The following is a 21,960-nucleotide window of genomic DNA, read 5'->3' as shown; positions in this document are numbered from 1 at the left end:
CGAAATAAGGCATAATTTGAAGTTAAAATGCGAGAGGATGAGTACACGAGTGAACACACGAAAAAAGAAAAAAATGCTGCTTATATGGACATCATGGCTATTGATTGTCTCCAATCTATTTTCAATAACGGCATATGCCGGGGTTGCACCCATTTACAATCAGAGCGGCTTTGGCTACAGCGGTACAATTTCCGCAGCCCCAATCGGCGATACGGTCGGGATGACGGGGTATAGCGACTGGCCTGCCGGATTTACACAAAACAACAGCTTTGCGGGCGGTATTTTTGATGGAGATAACATTTGGATGCTTCCTGCTGGTGCTGCAGGCTTGCTCAAAATCGACAAAGACACAGGAGCGATGGAGGGTTACACGGCATGGCCTAGCGGGTTTTCGAGATCAAGCTCGAACCCGGATTTCCTTAGCGGTGTCTTCGACGGTCAGAACATCTGGATGATTCCTTATGGGGCTGATCGAGTAATCAAGGTGGACAAGGATACCGGAGTGATGACCGGCTATAGCGACTGGCCAAGCGGCTTTATCTTGCCTAGTACGGTCACAAATCCAAATCCTATGATTAGACCACAGCCCAACTTCTCTGGCGGTGTCTTTGACGGCCAAAATATTTGGATGGTTCCTGCCGGTGCCAATTATGTTATTAAAATCAACAAAGATACGGGAGCGATGACGGGCTATAATAACTGGCCAAGCGATGTTCAACTGCCGAGCCAAGGTGTGTCTACACCTAATGGTTTTATACTTAATAACAATTTTAATGGCGGTATCTTTGACGGCCAGAGTATGTGGATGGTTCCTAACGGAGCAGATCGGGTTGTCAAAATCGACACAGATACAGGCGCGATGACGAGCTACAGCGATTGGCCAAGCGGTTTTACGAAAGATTTCACTTCGTCTCAAGGCTTTAACGGCGGTATCTTCGATGGTCAGAACATTTGGCTAGTTCCTAACGGAGCAGACCGGGTCATCAAGATTGATAAAGACACAGGAGTGATGACGGGGTACGACAATTGGCCTAGTAGTCTGCCTAGCGGGAGTAAAAGATCTACTGGTGTCTTTGATGGACAGAGTATTTGGCTGTTGCCGGGTGCGCTGATGGATCAGATTGTAAAGCTTGACACAGACACGGGAGCAATGACGGCTTTTAACAACTGGCCGAGTACGACAATGTTGGGCATGGTTCCTTTTAATGGCGGTGTTTTTGACGGCGAGAGCATCTGGATGATGCCATCGACGGCTAATCAAGTTGTCAAGCTTGGGGAAGTGAATGTGCCTGTGACAGGAGTGACGGTGAGCCCAGCGACGCTGACCCTAACGGCCGAAGGCAATACGGCGACGGTGACGGCTACTGTATCGCCAAGCAACGCAACGAACAAGAAGGTAACATGGACGAGCAGTAATCCGTTGGTAGCCACGGTGGACGAAGACGGAGTGGTCACGCCGCTGACAGCGGGAACAGTAACCATTACGGCGACGACGGAAGATGGAAGCGAGACCGCAACGAGCACTGTGACAATAAATGAAGCGGACGTGCTTGTGACAGGAGTGACGGTGAGTCCTGCAACGCTGACCCTTACTGCTGGAGGCAGCACGGGAACGTTGACTGCGGGTGTATCGCCAAGCAACGCAACGAACAAGAAGGTAACGTGGACGAGCAGCGATCCGTCGGTAGCGACGGTTGACGAAGACGGAGTGGTCACACCGCTGAGAGCAGGAACGGTGACGATTACAGGGACAACGGAAGACGGTGGCAGGACGGCAACGAGCACGGTCACGGTTAATGAGACGGACGTGGCGGTGACAGGAGTGACGGTGAGTCCAGCGGCGCTGACCCTTACGGCTGGAGGCGGAACGGGAACGGTGACGGCGGGCGTATCGCCAAGCAACGCGACGAATGCGAAAGTAACGTGGACGAGCAGCGATCCATCGGTAGCGACGGTGGACGAAGAAGGAGTGGTCACACCGCTGAGAGCAGGAACGGTGACGATTACAGGGACAACAGATGACGGAGGCAAGACGGCAATTAGCACCGTGACGGTGAATGCGCCTGGAACCTCTGCGCCAACGGCACTTATAGCGACAGCAGGCAATGGAACGGTGACGCTGAACTGGACTGGCGTACAAGGATCAGTTTCTTACAGTGTATATCAGTCAACGACGGCTGGTGATTACGGGTCCGTTCCAATTGCAGTTGTAAGCAGTGAGAATTTCACCGTAACGGGACTAACCAATGGAACCACTTATTACTTTAAGGTTAAAGCGAATGACGAAGAAGGAGTAGGCAGCTATTCCAATGAAGCGAGTGCAACGCCTAGAGCAGGCTCCCAAGGCTCGGGCGGTGATTCCTCCAGCGGTGGCAATGGCACTTCTGGTTCTTCCGCAATTGGCGGACAAGTGGCGCTGGAAGGTTTCCGAGTAATCGTGAACGGCAAGGAGTACGATCAGATTGCTGCGGGGAACACGACGAAACAAGACGGTAAAAGTATTCTGACCGCAACGGTGGATACGAACAAGCTGACAGCACAGCTCGCCAAAGAGGGCGGTCATTCGACCATCATTATTCCTGTTGCGAGCGTGAGCGCGGATAAAGTATCTACAGTGTTGACTGGGGATGCAGTGAAAGCGATGGAAAACAACGAGGCTATTCTGGAAGTTCGGACGATTAACGGGAATTACAAGCTGCCTGCGTCAGAAATTGCAATCGACAGCCTGTCATCATTGCTGGGCGTTCAAGTGAAGCTAACGGATATCGTCGTACAAGTGGACATTGCGAAGAGCAATGATGCAAGCATTCAGCTGGTTAAAAATACGGCGGGAAAAGACGGGTTCAGCGTGGTGCTGCCGCCAGTTGATTTTACAGTGACCGCTTCTTACAATGGCAAAACTGTAGTCGTAGACAAGTTTAGCTCGTATGTTCAACGGGAAATCCCGCTTCCGGCTGGAATAGACCTGAGCAAGATTACAACGGCAACCGTGCTTTTGGAGGACGGAACGGTTTATCATGTGCCGACGTACGTTACGCAGCACGATAAAAACTATTATGCAGTCGTTAGCAGTCTGACGAACAGCACGTATACTTTGATCTGGAATCCCATTACGTTCGCGGATGTGGTAGGGCATTGGTCCCAAGATGCGGTAAATGATATGGGCTCGCGTATAATCGTGAAAGGCATTGATGAGACGCATTATAATCCGAATGCAGCCATTACGCGCTCGGAGTTCTCGGCGATAATCGTTCGGGCGCTGGGACTGGCCGAAAACGGAAAAACAACAGCATTCAACGATGTGTTGTCTGGCGACTGGTACATGGGCGCAGTAGCTAAAGCACAGGAATACGGTATTATTAAAGGCTATGAAGACGGAGCATTCCGTCCGAACAAAACGATTACGCGCCAAGAAGCGATGGTTATGCTTGAGAGGGCGATGAAGCTTACGGGCTTGAATACAACGGTGAGCGAAGCTGAAGCAGCGTCTGCACTTGCTTCGTTTACAGATGGTACGGCTGTAGATGCTTGGGCAAAGCAAGCTGTAGCTGCGACAATAAACAGCGGCTTGGTTCAAGGCAGAGATGCTGGCTTGAAGCCAACAAGCAACATAACTAGAGCGGAGACGGCAGTTATCGTTCAGCGCATGCTGATTAAGGCTGAGCTCATTGACCTCGGAAATTCGAAGTAAGCGTGATTTCAATTCTAAAAAACCTTCAAGGCTGCGTATTGGCGCAGCTTTGGAGGTTTTTGCGTATGAGGGTGGGCTAGGAATAACAACTGCTGAGCGGTTTATTTTTGACAAGCCAATAAGAAAATCGTTTATAGTAGAGAGATAGAGCTTACAACATGTTCATTGGTTCAGGTTTGCGGGTAATGATCATTAGAGTGTGGGGGCAAATCATATGCGAAAATTAGTATTTTTTCTAGGCGGGGCTGGAGCGGGCAAGACGACGCTGGCCAAGGCGCTGGCTCGGCGCAAGGGCGCTGCGATTTTTGATATGGATACGCTGCTGCGTCCGGCGGCCGAGGCAATTATGACGGCGTCGGGACTTGATCCGAAGGACCGTGATTCGGAGCTGTATAAGGTGCGCTGCCGCGATCTCGGCTACCGGATTACGATGGATGCAGCTTTGGAAAATGTAGCGATTGGCACGGACGCGCTCGTCATCGGTCCCTTCACGAAGGAAACTGCTGATCCGCTTTGGATTGAGCAGGAGCTATCGGCCATCGGTGCAAGCCTGCGTGATGTAGCTGTGCGGGTCGTACTCGTCTCCCTGCGGGATCAGGAGCTGCATCGCAGCCGGATACAGGAACGTGGCCTAGCGCTTGATGAGTGGAAGCTTGGCAATTGGGAAGCCTTCAGCCGCTCGCTGGGACCGCGCAAGCTGAATTGGCCGATTCCAGCCGCTTCGGTGCTTGATTTTGATAATTCAGGCGAGCTGAATGAGGAGAAACTGCTGCTGCTGGAGCGCTTCGTATATGGTGATGACATCGTAGAAGGGGAGTGAGGCGGCATGTCCTTATATTTCAGAGACAACTTCTTCAATTCCGGCGGTACAGGCATTATGAATGAGACCGGGCAGTCTGCGGGATGGGTTAATCTGAAAAGTGCGTTTAGCACCTCGCTGGAAGTTTATGATGCCAATGATACGAAGATGTGCGAGGCGAAATTTCGTTTTTTCTCAATGAAATGGGAAGTCGGCGACAGCTACGGCGCTTCGCTCGGTGTGCTGCGCCCAAGGATGAGCTTTATGAATAAGCGGTTCGAGTATGATGCGGGCGAGCGCGGCTTTTATTTAATTGAGTCTCCAGCGTTTTCCAAAGAGTATGTGATTATGAACTGTCGTGAGGAGACGATTGCGAGCTTCGCGCAGACGAGCGGCTGGATGCAATCCGGCGCTTATTGCTTGTGGAACGAAACGCGCCAGCTCGGAGATTATGAGCTGATTGCGGTTATTATGGGCGTGAATGAAATTAGGAAGCGGCAGAGCAGTAGTTAGCATTTACATGAATAGGCCGCGATGCCTTATTAATAGGCCCATGCAAGCATGTGTGATTTCGACACATGCTTCTTTGGCGTTGTCTATGTAGAAGGAAGGCTAACAGATTGTCAGTAGCGTTCTTGTTCAAAAAAATGAGAGGGTATAGCCTAAAGAATATTCAAAGGGTTGACAAATGATTTAATAATGTCATAATGATAATATCAAACAGAAAATTAAATTGTAACAGGAAGTGAAGCACTTGATCGAAAATGAATCCAATTATTCGCCGGATCATTACCGAACGCCGGACGGAGCGCCGACGGATATCGTGATCTTTACGATTGTTTCAACCGAGCGCAGCAAGGTTAAGAAAGCTTTGCCGCATCATGAGCTGCAGGTGCTGCTTATCAGGCGTAACATTTGGCCTTTCGAAGGGCAATGGGCGCTGCCGGGCGGTTTTACAATGGAAACGGAAACGGTGCAGGAATGCGCCAGACGTGAGCTATTGGAAGAGACGCAGGTTAGCGAGGTTCATCTTGAATATTTTAACGTATATAGTGCGCCTGGACGCGACCCGCGGGGCTGGATGATTTCACATGCATTTCTTGCACTCGTGGCCGAGCAGCAGCTTGCGAATCGGCAGGCGGCGGTCGATGCATCGGAGGTGCAGCTGTTTCCGGTAGAGGAGGCGCTGAAGCTGCCGCTTGCCTTTGACCACCGCATCTTGATTCAAGATGCGCTGATTCAAATTCAGCGGAAGATGCTGTCGACGACGATAGCGAAAGCTTTTTTACCAGATGAATTTACGATTGCCGAGCTGTATCAGGTCATTCAAGCGGTCGTGCCGGATTTTGCGGAACAAAACTTTATTCGGAAAATCACCTCGACGCAAAGCCGCCGCGGCATTATTGAGAAAGTCGTGGATGCGGCCGGGGCGTTAAAGTTCTCCAATCAGTATTCGCAGCGCCCGGCTCAGCTATACCGGTTTACAGGGTTAGAGCCGCAGCTGTCGATTTACGGATAGAAGGGAGCGCAAGAGAAAGCAGAACGAATGGAGCGTATCAAGGCGTATCTAAGCGCACCGGAGTGGAACGACAGATTTAGAACGTGACTACGAAGCAGCGAGGAGAGTGAGCAGGATGATCAAGCTGAATGGCATGGAGCTTGTGTTCAAAACGTTCCCCAACGGGGAAACGCTAGTTGATGGTGATGCGATTATGGCATTGATAGCCGAGCAGAATACGCTTGCTTTTAAATATGACAATGACAGCGACTTGATTAAGCTGATGTTCGTAAAGCAATATTTGGACAGCCTGAAGGTGCAGGCGGGCTTGACGATTGCTTATATGCCCTACAGCCGGATGGACCGGATCGAGGGGAACTCTGTTTTTACCTTAAAATACGTAAGCGGCCTGATCAACTCCTTGGCATTTGAGCATGTGACAGTGCTGGAGCCGCATTCTGATGTGACGCTAGCCCTGCTCAACAATTGCTCGGCACGGTATCCGACGATTGAGCTGCTGGACCTTGTCGTTGAGGCAACGGGTTTTGACCGTACGTCCGACTATTTATTTTTCCCGGATGCCGGAGCGCAGAAGCGCTACAGCAAGGTTCGCGGCTATAACGAGTTGGTCGGCTTTAAGGTACGGAATTTTCAGACGGGCGAAATCGAACGGCTTGATGTAGTTGGACAGGTGGCAAGTGTTGGCTTTAAGGCGATTATCGTCGATGATCTTTGCTCCTACGGGGGAACGTTTATGCGCAGTGCGGAGAAGCTTAAAGGCTTGGGTGCGGCGGAAATTTATTTGCTTGTCGGGCACTGCGAGCCTTCGATCCATAAGGGCAAGCTGCTCGAATCGCCGCTCGTCGATAAAGTGTTTACGACCAATACGATGCTGAATGAAGCGGGACATGAGAAAATAAAGCTTTTTGAATGGGGAGAGGTTTAAAATGATGACGAAGACAGCTTACCCTGCGACATTGCTATGCGATTTTTATAAAATCAGCCATAAAAACCAGTATCCGAAAGGAACGGAACTCGTCTATTCGACCTGGACCGCCCGTACAAGCCGCCTGGAAGGCGTGGAGGAAGTGGTCGCCTTTGGTTTTCAAGCCTTCATTAAGGAATATTTGATCGACTATTTCAATGAGCATTTTTTCGCAAGAACGAAGGAAGCGGTTGTGGAGGAGTATCGCAGAGTGCTGAAATTTGCGCTGGGCGATGCTGATCCAGATGCCTCGCACATCGCTGCGCTGCATGAGCTCGGCTACTTGCCGATTCGCGTTAAGGCGATTGAGGAAGGCTTGATCGTTCCGGTTAAAGTGCCGATGCTGACGATTGAAAATACGCACCCTGACTTTTTCTGGGTAACCAATTATTTGGAGACGCTCATGTCGTGCCAGCTTTGGATGCCGACGACGAGCGCGACGATTGCTTTTGAGTACCGCAAAATTTTGGAGCAATACGCACTGCTGACGAACGGCGACACGTCGGGCGTGCCTTTTCAGGGGCATGATTTTTCGATGCGGGGCATGAGCTCGCTGGAAGCGGCGAAAGGCAGCGGCGCTGGGCATTTGCTATCGTTCACGGGAACGGATACGGTTCCGGCGATTTTGTATCTGGAGCAATTTTATGGCGCGAATATGGAAAAAGAGCTGGTAGGCACCTCGATTCCAGCAACGGAGCACAGCGTCATGTGCGCCCATGGCACCGATGAAATGGCGTCGTACCGCTATTTGATCAATGAGGTATATCCGAAAGGCTTCGTCTCGATTGTCTCGGATACATGGGATTTGTGGAGCGTGCTCGATGTGGTGGTCAGAGGGCTTAAAGAGGATATTCTCGCCCGCGATGGCAAGGTTGTCATTCGTCCGGACAGTGGAGATCCGGTCAAAATCATTTGCGGGGATCCCGATTCGCAGCATCCCTTTGAGCGCAAAGGCGTTATTGAAATTTTGTGGGATATTTTCGGCGGCACGGTGACGGGGAAGGGCTTTAAGCAGCTCGACAGTCACATTGGCGCGATTTATGGAGATGCGATTACGATCAGCCGCTGCCGGGAAATTTGCGAGAAGCTGGCGGCGAAGGGTTTTGCTTCGACGAATATGGTATTCGGCATCGGTTCGTTCACGTACCAGTACAATACGAGAGATACGTTTGGCTTTGCGCTGAAATCGACGTTTACGATCATTAACGGCGAAGAGCGTAAAATTTTCAAAGACCCGGCAACCGATATCGGCAAAGTGAAAAAATCGCAAACCGGACTTGTGCTCGTAACCGAGCAGGACGGTGTACTGACGCTCACTGACGATTTAAGCGTGCAGCAATATGAGGCAAGGAAGCACGAAGACGCGCTGAAGACGATTTTTGAAAATGGCAAGCTTGTGCGTGAGCAGGGACTGGCAGAAATACGCGCGAATTTGCTGGGGAAGCTGTAGTATGCCTCGCCAATGAGTGAATGGAAGTTATCATAAAACTTATCATTCAAGGGCTCGGGTTTAAATATGAAATTGAAAATGCGAGCGCGAGCAGACCGCCCACGTTGGACGGTCTGCTCGTTTGTATATAAATTAGAGGTATCGCGATCATCTTAACAAGCCATTTCTCTCTATTCGAGCTATAGGGCTGCTTAATAATCCAGGAGGCGCCCATTATCATGCCATTGACCGTACATTTTATTTTCTTTCGTGTTGGTTATAAATTTGTCTAATCTGCTCTCAAATAAGGGTGGCTGATTTTTATTACTTTGTATCGTATCGATTCGAACTCTTTGATAAAGAGCTGGAAATGCGCTGAAATTTTCATATATATGCCTGTCTTCTTTCAGCCTTTGCTCTATAACGCGATCTATTTTAAAAGAATGGGGGTCCATATCAGGAAGCACCTTTCTTCCTTCGTCGCTCATTAATCCCAGCTTTTCTAGGCGGCGGACGCGTTCTTTATTCAATTCAGTCCATGAGCTTTTTTTGCTTCTTGGAGACAGTCTCTGCGCCAGCTGGGATTTAGATGTTTTCTTTTTCACCCCATCAATCCATCCAAAGCACAAACATTCCTCGACCGCATCCAAATATTGCAACGTATTCGGGTTTGGCGTCATACTTACGGCTACCCAACAAGATTTTTCGGTCTTGCCGTTTTCGTGCAGCCAAATTCTCAAAGCCTCTCGCGATGTTATTGCCAATAAATGTTCAATTTCCATAGCCAAAGCAGGTTCCTCCTTTCTAGGGCGTGTCTGAGAACTCTGAGGACAGCAAATTTTGCCGAATTTTCATTCCATGCAAGGCGCGTTTGTGAAGGCGTACCGGGAGTACGTCAAGCAAACGGAACGAAGCAGGGGGCGAAAAGGCGGTGAAAGGGGCCACTGAACGGGTTTTCAGACACGCCCTAGTATGGAGAGTCATTATTATCATTATAATGCCTGTGGCCCTAGTCGATTATGATACCAGTCTCTATACTTAGAAAAGGCGACCTGCTTCGCGCAGAAATTATTTCATAGCAACAACAATTACACTCATAATCAAACCTGAAAGTAAAAAATAGCTTCCGCTAATTAGTCCATATAATAGTGGGCGAGGCATGTTTGGGTTGATGGCTGTATTGACGGTCGTTGATGCCAACAATCCAACACCAACAATGCCACCAAAGATTAACGCATTAATCAAGGAATTGATATCGAAGGCATAGATTAAAATGGCCATTGTGACTGTAGTTGCTAAACCACAGACAAATGGTCCAGCGATAAAAAGGGGAGCTGGCTTTTCAGTGGGTGTTCCTTCTTTTCCTAACGCAAGAGCATAAGCCTTCCCAAAAATAATAGTAAACCATACGCCTCCCAATAAAGCGGTCGCCAATGCAGCTAGCAGAACGGCAATCCAATTAATCTCTAGTAAGACATTAAACATGATTATTTCTCCTATTCGAAACATTTTTTTTGTATTATGGTGCGTGTTTGTAAAAGTAAGCGAACCAGCTGCTGATCGATTGCAGCTTCTCGCGTATTCCTGCTACTGGCGGGAATGCTTCTCCGCATGATTGCAAACCTAAACTACATACCGCAAGGCGGCTTCGAGCTTCGAGCTTTGAGCTTCGAGCTTCGGGCTACGGAATTTTCAGTATCGACTTCTCATAAATTTTTGATTTTGTTTCTGTTGTTATCATAAAAAAAGAAGTATGACAATAGTTCGTCATACTTCTTCATAGAGTTGGAGTGTATTTTGCAGTTGTTTTTTTAAGATACCTCGCAATGCTAAGGGCTCAAGGACTTCGGCACCGCTGCCAAAACCCAGCAGAATAAACCAAAGCCAACGGGCTTCTAATGGTTTATAAACAGGAATTCGCATCGTCATGCTTCCATCAGCGTGAAATTGCTTTTCAGCCTGGTGAAATTGATCCATCGCTTCGGCCAAAGCCTCCGGCCCCACTCGGATGATCACATCCTGCAAATGATCGTGCCATTCTGTGGTTGAGATAGCAGCTTCTTTAGGTTCCACTTGATGCGGCTGAAAGCTTTCCTCGGTCAAAAATAAATGCATCATCCGGGATAGTCGAAACTCCCGATAATCCCGCCGTGTTCGGCAAAACCCATAAACGTACCAATTGCTATATTTGAAATGCAGCCACATTGGCTCCATATCCCGGGTCGTACGTTCATTATTTGCATTGATATAATCAAAGCGGACGATTTGTCGCTTCGTAATGCCTGTGCGTAAATGACGAAGTGCGTCCGGCTCCTTCCGGCTGGTTTCAAGATTGACAGATAGACTCGGGGTCTGATGCTCGGGTCCGATCGTTTGCAGCCGTTCAATAGTTCCCTGTGCACGCTCATCGTCGAACACGGTGGCGAGGCTGCTAAGCACGGTAATCAGCGAATCGACATCGTAAGAACCGAGCAGGCTTTTATCCATTTTGTAGCCGTCCATTATGCCATATCCGCCATGCATTCCCTGATAGGATACGACCGGGAACCCGGCAGCACAAATCACATCGATATCTCGATAGATGGTTCTTTGGGAAACTTGAAACTCTTCAGCCAGCATCGAGGCAGACAAAACTTTGTTATTCAGCAGCTTGTAGATGATGGAGATCAATCGCTCCAATTTCATTTGTATCCCCGCCTGTTAATTCATTTCGTACTCATGTTCGTTATTATATCATAGGTGTTTCATGATCGTTGTGGGAGTGGCATACTACTATTTGAGAAGTAGCCCTAACAACAGGTAGTGAAGTTTTTTTCAAGCTTTCTATATGGTTAGACAATTGATGAATAATTGCTCATATGTTAAGGTGAGTTGAGATTTGTTCTTTAAATTGGATGTATAAGCTTTTGTACGAAGCGCTGCAATTTTATGAATAGTACAGGGGGCAGAAGCAGGATGAAAAAGAAAAATGTGAAATCAAGGACATTAGTTTGGTACACCTTAGTCATTGTCGTTGTTTTTATTGCGCTGTTCGCCATTAACGAGATTTCCAAAAGCCGGACGGGCATCGAGCAGGAAACAGCAGAGGCTCCGCCCATTTCCAGCCAGCCTACATGGGGGGATAAGGCTACCAAGGTTTCTATCGTAGAGTTCGGAGATTACAAGTGCCCGTCCTGCAAAGCATGGAGCTCGCAAATTTGGCCGCAATTAAAGAAAGATTATGTAGATACGAAACAAGCCTCGTTCTCGTATGTGAATGTTCTATTTCATGGAGCAGAATCAGCATTAGGCGCTTTGGCTGGGGAAGCGGTGCTTGAATCGAATCCGGACGATTTCTGGCATTTCCATGAAGCTTTGTTTGCGGAACAGCCGGATGCAGACCATGACGGACTTTGGATTACAGTAGAGAAGCTGATGCAGGTAGCAGAGGCATCCATTCCGGATTTGGACAAGGACCAGTTCAAAGCCCTGCTGAGCTCGGAAGAAGTGCAGGGGCGGGTCGATCAAGATCAGCAGCTCGTGAAGGATTTTAATATTTTGCAGACCCCGACCATTATGATTAACAACAAGAGAATAGGGAATCCGTTCGATTACGAGGCTATCCAAGCTGTGATTGAACAGGAGTTGAGTGAGGCGGCAACGGAATAAGATTAGTTGCTTTCGGGGGATATGGGGAACTAGTCGCGAACTATATGAGGTGCGAATAAAAAGACTCTTTGTTGGAGTCTTTTTATTTTGTTTCGATTCATGCACCCATACGGAGTGCGACAACAACGCGTCCTCAAAGCCTGTGTCGGCCAAGTCGTTTCAATCCACGCACCCCATACGGAGTGCGACCCTTTCTAAGGATTCTCAAATCGCTTGGTCTTAAATGGTTTCAATCCACGCACCCCATACGGAGTGCGACTGTGCTGCTGTCATGGCCCAAGTAGCTACCGTAGTTTCAATCCACGCACCCCATACGGAGTGCGACTACTAGTCGTTCATATTTAAGTAACCGTATCGAAGTTTCAATCCACGCACCCCATACGGAGTGCGACCTTCGAGGTCCAGCCAGCAGACGGTGCAATCCGGTTTCAATCCACGCACCCCATACGGAGTGCGACGCAATCTTCGCTGGGTTGCAGCTTTTCATGAAGAAGTTTCAATCCACGCACCCCATACGGAGTGCGACGTACAAAGATGCTTCTTATGTTTTCAATCAAGAGTTTCAATCCACGCACCCCATACGGAGTGCGACAATAAACGCACGTTCTACGCTGCGAAATTTTATAAGTTTCAATCCACGCACCCCATACGGAGTGCGACTTTTGGGAATATCTCAAATCGGATGTGGCACTATGGTTTCAATCCACGCACCCCATACGGAGTGCGACAAAAGAGGTATGACAATGGATAATTTACTTGATGTTTCAATCCACGCACCCCATACGGAGTGCGACTATGCATAAGTTCCTACTTCCCTCACTGCTCTCTTGTTTCAATCCACGCACCCCATACGGAGTGCGACCGACATGGTCTCATACACCATCCCACCATCGGCAGTTTCAATCCACGCACCCCATACGGAGTGCGACTTTTGATTGCTCCATTGATGGTTCCTGCCCCGGAGTTTCAATCCACGCACCCCATACGGAGTGCGACGAGAGATTGCAGCGTCTCCGCTCACCAATCTTCCGGGTTTCAATCCACGCACCCCATACGGAGTGCGACAGCGATAATAGTATTAATTAATCCCATCATGGCATTAATCGCCTGTATTTTCAACGAAATAATATCGAAGAAAGATAAGAGCAAGCTTGACTTTTTACGGATCATCTCGTTTTCGTCACGGTTCGACATAATCTGAGGTGCGAATCCCCCAGGGATTTCATGGGAGCTTCACATTCGCACCATAAATGCGAAGCAATCAATTTGTCATGCACGCTATCGCATCCGCAAGCAATCAAAAAATATTTTTTGAAAACTACTTACAAAATTAAAGTAGATATATTATAATTACAAACATAAAGACAAGCCTTCAACTAAACTTACATAAAATGATATTTCAAAGGGAGCGTTTGAACATGGGAGAACTTAAAACGATTATCGAAAAACGTCGTTCGGCAGTGAATTTTGTGGAAAATGTGGCGATTTCGGAGGAGGAGCTTCAGCAGCTTTTTTCACTAAACCGTTACGTGCCTTCGGCTTTTAATTTGCAGCACAGCCATTATATCGTGGCGACATCCGAGGAAAGCAAAGAAAAAATCTATGAAGCTTCCAAACAATATAAAGTAAAAACTGCCTCAGCGGCGATTGTTGTACTTGGGGACACGAAGGCGCATTTGAACGTTGGAGAGCTGAATGCAGGCATGCTTGCACTGGGCATGATGAGCAAGCTCGATTACGATCAGGAAAATGAAAATGTGATCCAGTTTTACGAAGCGCGGGGGGAGTTGTTCCAGCGGGACGATGCGATTCGCAATGCAAGCCTGTCGGCCATGCAGCTCATGCTGATCGCGAAGGATATGGGCTGGGATACATGCCCAATGATCGGTTTTGATGCGGATAAAATACAGCAGCTGTTCGAAATTCCTGATCGCTATGTGCCGGTTATGCTCATAACGCTGGGCAAAAGCGACCCTAACAAAGAGCGTCCGCGCGGCTACCGCAAGCCCGTTAATCAATATGTGAATATGAATGCTTTTCACTCCCCTGATACCCACTAAAATCATTAAATCACGCCCATTTCAATTCACACGAATAAGCTGCCTCCCTCTAAGGAAGCAGCTTTTTCACGTGCATTTATACTAAGACGGGTATGCAGACCGGAGCTTTGCTTAGACCTCACAGTTGCTTGGGATCGCTCACATTTTTTTGCGGACTGAGGTTCCGCTATTCTGGATTTTTGTCCAAATTCAGGACGTAAGCGGACAGGAAAGCCGCTATTGCCCTCATCATCCCGGCAAAATGGACATTTTCAGGGTAATAGCGTCTCCTGAGTCCGCAGCCACTGCCTAAACCTATGTTTTTGTTAAAATAACGTCTGCTGTGTCCACCAAAACGATCATGGCGCATCTGTCCTTAGCTTGGGGTCTGCGATTGCGATAGCCCTTGCTTCTGCCTCATTTTTAGTGTTCATGCACACAAGATACGTTTACATACAGACACTAGTCGGCGCTCTCGCCATCTTTCTCCTGAGGTTGCTTCGTATAATACAGGCGGAACACCAGGTCCTGATTATGATTGCCGAAGCCGGAGCCGAACAGCGTGACGCCGCCAATGTGCTCGGCATTTTCCTCTACGGCGATACGGAAGGTCCATTGGTTGCTGCGGATATCAATATCGTCAATCGTCACATCGGACAGCTTGATGCCATCCATGAAGGTGCCTTCCTTCTTCACGATCAAATGCTTGAGCAGCCCATGCTGATTGACGCTTTCGAACCACCACGGCGGATTAAGCTTGCCTTTGCCGCCAAAGTCGCCGGGACTCGTCCACATGCCCACCTTCTTGCCGTTGAAAAAGAAGCTGATGTCCGAAGGCCAATTGTTGTTCGTAAAAGGGGCCTCCGAGGAAATTTCCATCGAAATTTCGAGCTGCTCCGGATTTTCACTCCCCAGCATGTAATTAGGCATCTTATATTCAATATATCCTTGCCCAAACCACAAAATCTTCGCGTTCAGCCGCTCGGGATCAAGAAAATGCCTGGGATCATCGAATATGCCAATGATGGAATCCCGTGTGCAAATTCCGCAGGTTGGCGAAATGTCCAAATCGGTAAAATGGCCAATCGAAATATCGGTCCGCCGCACCTCGCGGGGGATTACATCCTTGATCGGAAACATGATTTCCAAATTATCGATGCTGAGCGAGCAAACCTTCTGCGCTGCCCCGCCTTTGCCGGGTGTCATCTCCGAGTGAATAATGTTTGCTTTCTCCAGCTTCTTGACATGCATCGTCATAATGGCGCTGCTAAGCCCAAGCGCTTCGGCGAGCTCGCGGATATTCATCGATTTTTGCGACAGAAGGTGAATGATTTGGATGCGGACGTTGCTGGATATAGCCTCGAATACAGGCAAATATTGTTCGGAAAGTTCTATTTTCAACGTGGCTTCCTCCGGAAATTGAAATATTAATAAATATATGAATAACACTGATTGACACTAATGATACATGATTTGCTCAAAACAGACAAGGAAACGCCTTCAAATGGGCATAATCTGGTTGACATCCGTATAAATCTGTTGATATATTAACATCGAAGGAAGTTAGTAATATATTTATGAATAATTAATAAAGGGGTTTTGATTATGCTGGAGCAGCAGATCCAAGTCGAGCAATCTTTCGTCAATCCTATTATACCGCAGCGTGCGGACCCGTGGGTATATCTCCATTCCGATGGCTACTACTATTTCACAGGGTCGGTTCCGGAATACGACCGCATTGAGCTTAGAAGAGCGCGTACGATCCAGCAGCTGGGGGAAACAGAACCCGTTGTCATCTGGCGAAAATATGCGGAGGGACCGATGAGCGCTAACATTTGGGCGCCGGAGCTGCACTTTGTTCAGGGCAAATGGTATATCTACTTCGCGGCCGCTCGGACGACGGAGACGGTAGAAGGACTGTTCGACCATCGCATGTTTGTATTGGAAAATGAATCAGCCAATCCGCTCGAGGGCGAGTGGGTTGAAAAAGGGCAGCTTGTCGCCAATTGGGAATCGTTTGCGCTGGATGCGACAAGCTTCGAGCATAAGGGGACGCAATATCTCGTATGGGCGCAGAAGGATTTGATGATTGCAGGCAACTCCAATCTATATATTGCGGCGATGAGCAATCCTTGGACGATGAGCGGCAAGCAGGTTATGATTGCCCAGCCCGAATACGAGTGGGAGAAAATCGGCTTTTACGTCAACGAAGGAGCCGCGGTACTGAAGCGTGGCGGAATGATATTTATTAGCTATTCGGCCAGCGCAACGAATCACCATTATTGCATGGGACTGCTAAGCGCATCGGAGGACAGCGATTTGCTCGACCCTGCTTCATGGAGCAAGGCGCCGGAGCCTGTATTTGTAACGAATGAAGAGAACGGGCAATATGGCCCTGGACATAACAGCTTTACGGTGTCGCCGGATGGCAAGCAGGATATTTTGATCTACCATGCCCGCAATTATAAGGAGATTACAGGCGATCCGCTTTATGATCCGAACCGCCATACAAGGGCGCAAGTATTCGGCTGGACAGCGGATGGCAGGCCTAACTTTGGCGTCCCGGTGCGAGACGGCAAGTAAGAAGCTGGCTGAGCGTATAGGAACTCCAAAAATCAAACAAATATAGTTGACAATGTAAGCGCTTTGAACTATTATCATAAATAATAAAAACATTAATGATTAATACATATATTATTAATGTTTGTGAAGCAATAGGATTAATAAGACGCGATTCAACGGTTGAAAGGCGATTTTGATTTGCAAACGGATGTGTCGCGTGAGCCAGCATTGCACTTATACCATCATGATGCACGGCAACTTTTCGAAATTGTGAATGCGTTTTCATTTCATGGAGGAGGGTTTGAGGATGAAAAAAAGTTTACTTGCAACAATGGCGGCAACGATTGTGCTGGGGGGCGTTATCGCGGGCTGCAGCAGCAACTCGCAAGCAGAAGGCAGCGGTGAAGCGGCGCAGGGCGGCACGAAGCAAATTAGCTTCATGTTCCGCGGCGGACCGGAGGAGCAGAAGGCGTATGAGGCGACGGTCAAGAAGTTCGAGGCTGATCACCCTGACGTAAAGGTGAAAATCATAACAACGACGGGCGACCAATACGCGACGAAGCTGAAAGCAGCGATTACGGGAAAAAGCGTGCCGGATGTGTTTTATTTTGACCCAGGCGATTTAAGAGCTTATGTGAATGCGGGAGTGCTCAAAGATATTACCGAATATGTGAAGGATGTCAACTTCGATAACCTATGGAAGCGTGGCGTTGATATTTACCGCTATGATGGCAATAACGTAGGCCAAGGCAGCATTTATGGCTTGCCGAAGGACGTTGGCCCGTTTGCGCTTGGCTACAATAAAGACATGTTCACAGCGGCGGGAATCCCATTGCCGGATAAGGAGAAGCCGTTTACATGGGACGAATTCATCAAGGTTAATCAGCAATTGGTAAAGGATACGAATGGCGATGGCAAAATCGATCAGTACGGAACGGGCTTTAATGTCAACTGGGCGCTGCAGGCATTCGTCTGGAGCAATGGCGCAGACTGGCTGGACGCAACGAATACGAAGGTGACGATTGACGATCCGAAATTCGCGGAGGCGCTGCAATATTTTGCCGATATGCAAAATGTTTATAAAATTACGCCTTCTATTGAAGATGCGGCGACTCTCGATACGTATCAGCGCTGGATGAAGGGCGAGCTTGCCTTTTTCCCAGTAGGTCCATGGGATCTCGCGACGTATGAGACGCTGCCTTTCGATTATGATTTGATTCCTTACCCCGCTGGCTCGACGGGCAAATCGGCAACATTCCTTGGCTCGCTTGGCATCGGCGTATCCAGCAGCTCGAAAAATCCGGAAGAAGCGGCACAGCTCGTAACGTACCTCACCGCATCGCCGGAAGGCATGCAGCAGCTCGTTGATGCCAAGGTGCAAATTCCGAACCTGATTGATATGGCGGAAAAATGGGCAGCAGATACGACGACGAAGCCTGAAAACAAAGCTGAATTCCTCCGTATCGTCGAGGATTACGGCAAGCCAATGCCTAACACGCTGACGTACAACTCGGAATGGTATCAGCTCTTTTTCACCGACATTCAGCCTGTGCTTGATGGCAAGATGACGGCGGCGGACTATGTAAAGGCAGAACAGCCGAAGATGCAGAAGCTGCTTGATAAAGCGGTTGAGCAAGAAGCGAAATCGAAGAAATAATGGTTGCAAGCAGCAGCTAATCTCAGTACCGGAAGGATGGAGGACAGGCGAGGCACGGCCCAAGGTTTTCAAGGGGCGGCTGCAAGGAGTGCCTGTTCCTCTGGCCTCTGGTCATTTTGAGGGGTGAAACATGAAAGTAAGGTCGAATCTTTACCGGAAGGAAGGCTATTACGGGTATTTATTCGTGCTGGCGCCCGTTGTCGGCTATCTTTTGTTTACGCTGTACCCGCTGCTGTACTCCCTATATGGTTCTTTTACCGATTGGGATGGGCTCGGGCAGATGACGTTTATCGGGCTGGACAATTTTAAAGATATTCTCGCAGATGAGCTTTTTTATAAAGCGAGCTTTAATACGATTTTTATGATGATTGGCATTCCGATTGAAATTACATTAGCGCTGCTGCTCGCGATGGGCCTGAATCGAAAAATGTTCGGTACGACGACGTTCCGGGTCATTTATTATGTGCCGGTTATTTCGTCGCTCGCGGCAGTATCGATACTGTGGCAGTGGGCGTATAACGGCGATTATGGTCTGGTGAACCAGTTTCTAGCCCTGTTTGGCTTTGAAGGACCGAACTGGCTCACGGATAAGTATACGGTAAAGCCCGCTCTTATTCTAATGATGATTTGGAAAAATATCGGGTATTCCATGCTGCTTTATTTGGCTGCGCTGCAAAGCGTGCCGAAGGACTATTATGAAGCGGCGCAGCTGGACGGAGCGAATAGCTGGAGCATTTTCTGGAACATTACGTTCCCGATGGTGAAGCCTGTAACCTTCTTTATCGTCGTCACGAAAATTATCGGGGGAGCGCAAATTTTCACTGAGGTTAACATTATGACGCCGACGGGCGGGCCGGAATACAGCTCGGCAACGGTCGTTTTCTATGTATGGAAGAAAGCGTTCGAGAACCTGCAGATGGGCTATGCCTCAGGGATGGCGATGCTGCTGGGACTGTTTATTTTCGTCATTACACTCGTGCAGTTCCGCATGAATGAACGTTCCTCGAAGGATATGGAATAAACTTGCCGGCAGGAAAGGAGTGAAACCTGACTTATGCTATCGTTAAAAAGATTCAATCTGACCGATTTGCTTGCTTTTATCGTCATCAGTATCGGTGCCGTCTTTATGGTTGCCCCGCTGCTGTGGACGTTGTCTACCTCCTTTAAGTCGAAGGCGGAGGTTTTTGCGCTGCCTCCGGTATGGATACCGGAAACGTTCCATTTTGAGAAGTATATCGAAATTTGGGAAAAGGGCCCGCTGCTCAGCGGCATTCAGAACAGCCTGATCATTACGGTGTGCGTGACGATTATCGGCACATTCACCTCAAGTCTGGCGGCGTTCGCCTTCGCCAAGCTGCGGTTTCCTTTCAAAAATATGATTTTCCTGCTGCTGCTTTCCGCCCTAATGATTCCTTACCCGGCGGTTATGATTCCGCAGTTTATTCTGTTCTCTGAATTTGGCTGGGTGGATACGCTCAAGCCGCTGATCGTGCCGGGGCTGTTCGGCAACATTATGATGATCTTTTTTCTGCGGCAGTATTTGACGAGCGTGCCAGGGGCGATTATTGAGGCGGCAAAAATTGATGGCAGCTCGTATTTTGGCATTTTCTCCAAAATCATTTTCCCGCTTATCCGTCCAGCTGTGGCAGCGCAGCTTATTTTATGGTTTATGGCGGTATGGAATGATTATTTGGCGCCGATTATTTATCTGAATTCGCCGGAGAAGCAGACGCTCCAACTCGTCATTGCGAATTTTAACGCGACCTATGCGATTCAGACCGATTATGCGCTTATTATGGCGGCCTCTTTCATTGCGCTGCTGCCGATGCTTATTATTTTTCTCGTATTCCAGAAGCAAATTATTGAATCGGTTGCCATTTCTGGCGTGAAAGGTTAGAGGCGCCTATGAAACGATATGTTTTAACGATTACGGCAGCTGCAACGGTGTGGCTGTCCGGCTGCTCCGGGGAAGAAGTGATTTATCCGCAGGCGCCGCCTAGCTACCCGATGTACGATACTTCAACGATAGACAATGAGCAGGGCTGGAATACAAGCAATGTGCATGATCCTTCTATTATTAAGGAAGGGGATACGTATTATATTTTCTCCACGGATGTTAAGGTAGGAGGAACGGCAAAGCCAGGACTTATGGTCAGAAAATCGAAGGATCTCATGAACTGGGAATGGGCCGGGTATGCGCTTGATGGTGTTCCAGCAGAGGCAGAGGCGTGGACGGGGGCAACGGGCATGTGGGCGCCAGAGGTGGCGAAGCTTGGCGACCGCTTCTATTTATATTATTCCGCGTCGACCTTCGGCTCGAATCGCTCGTTTATTGGTGTGGCAACAAGCGATTCGCTCGAAGGACCATGGACAGACCAGGGAGAGGTCGTCAAGACGGGACCTGGCGATGAACCGAATGCCATTGACCCTAACATCGTGAAGGATGCCGAAGGCAAGCCTTGGTTCGTGTATGGCTCTTTTTTCGGAGGCATCTATGTATCTCCGCTCGATCCAGGTACGGGCAAGCTTAAGGAGCAGGGCTACGGGACGAAAATCGCGGCACGCGCTGCCTCGGAATCGGGCGCAGTAGAAGGGCCTTATATGATTTATAATGCTGAGCTGAAGCAATATTATTTGTTCGTTTCCTATGACTCGCTCAGTCAGGATTATAATGTGCGAGTAGGACGCTCGGCGTCGATCACAGGGCCTTTTCTCGATTCCCTCGGCAGAGATATGCTGGATACTGCTTATGATCCGACCTTTGATGTCGGCAACAAGGTGATGGGCGGCTACCGGTTTGCAGAAGGAGAGGGCTGGATTGCTCCTGGCCACAATTCGATATTGCAGGATGGCGATAGCGATTATATCGTTCATCATGCTCGCCCGGAGCAGGATTCGAACTGGATGTACCTGCATGTGCGCAAGCTGCTTTGGACTGGTGACGGCTGGCCGGTGGTGTCGCCGGAACGATACGCGGGGGAACAACTGCAAACGATACCGAAGTCCGCGCTTGCGGGCACATGGGAGCGCATTGTGCACGAGAAATATATAGATGGGCCGATTGATTCAGAAGCGATTGAGCTGAGAAAAGACGGCAAGATTGGCGCTGAAGCTGAAGAATCAGCAGATTATTGGGAGTTTGACGGCGAGCATACGGTGCGTCTATATTTTCAAGAAGAGGATCAGACGAAGGCGGCGGTCGAAACGGTGCTGGTATTGCCAGCATGGGACTGGGAGCTGAACGAGCCTACGCTCGTATTTACCGGCATGAACGACAAAGGGCTCGCGGTCTGGGGAAAACAGATCAAATAGCAGCCACTCGCGCTGTGCAGCCTGCGTTTATTTGCAGAAATACCTCTATAAAATTGGATAGCGGCACCCATCTAATGGGTGCCGCTGTTTGTGTATCGTATATTTAACCGGGCCTTCTGCAACAAGATGGCCATTATATCCCTTGTTAATCTTGCAAGACAGCATAATCTTGCCTCGTAACCTAACTCCAAAACAACGGAAGCCCTACCTCTCTTCCATCCTTGCGGCTCCTAGACCGCGCCAGTGTGAATCAAAGCTCGTACAGCACGAACGTGAGAATTCAGAAATGAACAGAAAAGAAAATCCAGAAAAGAAGATCAAAACTGTGGAAAACATTGAA

The 21,960-nt window shown here is 48.8% G+C and carries 17 protein-coding genes and 1 CRISPR repeat array; of the genes, 13 read left to right on the top strand and 4 right to left on the bottom strand.

The features are described 5' to 3' along the window. Positions 1-49 precede the first annotated feature (49 nt). The 6 genes from ABEW34_RS17720 to ABEW34_RS17695 all read left to right on the top strand — a co-directional run bounded on the left by ABEW34_RS17720 (position 50) and on the right by ABEW34_RS17695 (position 8,423). The gene (locus tag ABEW34_RS17720; protein WP_430160485.1) at positions 50-3,691 is read left to right on the top strand and encodes an Ig-like domain-containing protein; all 3,642 of its coding nucleotides are present in this window, start codon (positions 50-52) and stop codon (positions 3,689-3,691) included. 214 nt (positions 3,692-3,905) lie between these two features. Beyond that, positions 3,906-4,511 (top strand): AAA family ATPase, encoded by a 606-nt coding sequence (locus tag ABEW34_RS17715; RefSeq protein WP_430160484.1) that lies wholly within the window; start codon positions 3,906-3,908, stop codon positions 4,509-4,511. A gap of 6 nt (positions 4,512-4,517) precedes the next feature. Beyond that, a complete protein-coding gene (locus tag ABEW34_RS17710) occupies positions 4,518-5,003 on the top strand; it encodes a hypothetical protein (RefSeq protein ID WP_430160483.1) in 486 nt (161 codons plus the stop codon). Positions 5,004-5,244: 241 nt separating this feature from the next. Beyond that, positions 5,245-6,009 carry an NUDIX domain-containing protein gene (locus tag ABEW34_RS17705; protein WP_430160482.1) on the top strand — a complete coding sequence of 255 codons (765 nt, stop codon included), beginning with the start codon at positions 5,245-5,247 and terminating at the stop codon, positions 6,007-6,009. A gap of 115 nt (positions 6,010-6,124) precedes the next feature. Continuing rightward, positions 6,125-6,934, top strand: a complete 810-nt coding sequence (locus ABEW34_RS17700) for a ribose-phosphate pyrophosphokinase (RefSeq protein WP_430160481.1) — start codon at positions 6,125-6,127, stop codon at positions 6,932-6,934. A 1-nt stretch (position 6,935) separates the two neighbouring features. Continuing rightward, on the top strand, positions 6,936-8,423 hold the full coding sequence (locus tag ABEW34_RS17695) for a nicotinate phosphoribosyltransferase (RefSeq protein ID WP_430160480.1): 1,488 nt from the start codon (positions 6,936-6,938) through the stop codon (positions 8,421-8,423). Positions 8,424-8,614: 191 nt separating this feature from the next. Here the strand turns inward: ABEW34_RS17695 and ABEW34_RS17690 are convergent, their stop codons facing one another. From ABEW34_RS17690 to ABEW34_RS17680, 3 genes are all read right to left on the bottom strand, one after another. Further along, entirely contained in the window at positions 8,615-9,184 is a 570-nt protein-coding gene (locus ABEW34_RS17690; protein ID WP_430160530.1) for a YdeI/OmpD-associated family protein, read from the bottom strand. Between the two features lie 286 nt (positions 9,185-9,470). Beyond that, positions 9,471-9,887 (bottom strand): DUF1761 domain-containing protein, encoded by a 417-nt coding sequence (locus ABEW34_RS17685; protein WP_430160479.1) that lies wholly within the window; start codon positions 9,885-9,887, stop codon positions 9,471-9,473. Between the two features lie 282 nt (positions 9,888-10,169). Beyond that, complete coding sequence (locus ABEW34_RS17680) at positions 10,170-11,087, bottom strand: helix-turn-helix transcriptional regulator (RefSeq protein ID WP_430160478.1); 918 nt, start codon at positions 11,085-11,087, stop codon at positions 10,170-10,172. A 270-nt stretch (positions 11,088-11,357) separates the two neighbouring features. Here ABEW34_RS17680 and ABEW34_RS17675 point away from each other — a divergent pair, with 270 nt between their 5' ends. Next, positions 11,358-12,050 carry a DsbA family protein gene (locus ABEW34_RS17675; protein ID WP_430160477.1) on the top strand — a complete coding sequence of 231 codons (693 nt, stop codon included), beginning with the start codon at positions 11,358-11,360 and terminating at the stop codon, positions 12,048-12,050. 156 nt (positions 12,051-12,206) lie between these two features. Further along, positions 12,207-13,115: a CRISPR direct-repeat array (repeat unit 33 nt; unit sequence GTTTCAATCCACGCACCCCATACGGAGTGCGAC). Between the two features lie 353 nt (positions 13,116-13,468). After that, positions 13,469-14,110, top strand: coding sequence for a nitroreductase family protein (locus tag ABEW34_RS17670; RefSeq protein ID WP_430160476.1), 642 nt, complete (start codon positions 13,469-13,471; stop codon positions 14,108-14,110). A gap of 441 nt (positions 14,111-14,551) precedes the next feature. Here the strand turns inward: ABEW34_RS17670 and ABEW34_RS17665 are convergent, their stop codons facing one another. Continuing rightward, the gene (locus ABEW34_RS17665; protein WP_430160475.1) at positions 14,552-15,490 is read right to left on the bottom strand and encodes an ArsR/SmtB family transcription factor; all 939 of its coding nucleotides are present in this window, start codon (positions 15,488-15,490) and stop codon (positions 14,552-14,554) included. 204 nt (positions 15,491-15,694) lie between these two features. On the opposite strand from ABEW34_RS17665, the gene ABEW34_RS17660 reads away from it, so the two are divergent. From ABEW34_RS17660 to ABEW34_RS17640, 5 genes are all read left to right on the top strand, one after another. Further along, a complete protein-coding gene (locus tag ABEW34_RS17660; protein WP_430160474.1) occupies positions 15,695-16,672 on the top strand; it encodes a glycoside hydrolase family 43 protein in 978 nt (325 codons plus the stop codon). A gap of 280 nt (positions 16,673-16,952) precedes the next feature. Further along, positions 16,953-18,308 (top strand): ABC transporter substrate-binding protein, encoded by a 1,356-nt coding sequence (locus ABEW34_RS17655; RefSeq protein ID WP_430160473.1) that lies wholly within the window; start codon positions 16,953-16,955, stop codon positions 18,306-18,308. A 130-nt stretch (positions 18,309-18,438) separates the two neighbouring features. Beyond that, complete coding sequence (locus ABEW34_RS17650; protein ID WP_430160472.1) at positions 18,439-19,329, top strand: carbohydrate ABC transporter permease; 891 nt, start codon at positions 18,439-18,441, stop codon at positions 19,327-19,329. Positions 19,330-19,362: 33 nt separating this feature from the next. Continuing rightward, positions 19,363-20,205, top strand: coding sequence for a carbohydrate ABC transporter permease (locus tag ABEW34_RS17645; RefSeq protein ID WP_046231421.1), 843 nt, complete (start codon positions 19,363-19,365; stop codon positions 20,203-20,205). Positions 20,206-20,234: 29 nt separating this feature from the next. After that, entirely contained in the window at positions 20,235-21,620 is a 1,386-nt protein-coding gene (locus ABEW34_RS17640; RefSeq protein ID WP_430160529.1) for an arabinan endo-1,5-alpha-L-arabinosidase, read from the top strand. Positions 21,621-21,960: the final 340 nt, after the last annotated feature.

The sequence above is a fragment of the Paenibacillus algorifonticola genome (assembly GCF_050481745.1).
Lineage (GTDB): Bacteria > Bacillota > Bacilli > Paenibacillales > Paenibacillaceae > Pristimantibacillus > Pristimantibacillus algorifonticola_A.
This window is presented reverse-complemented; position numbering and strand designations above follow the sequence as displayed.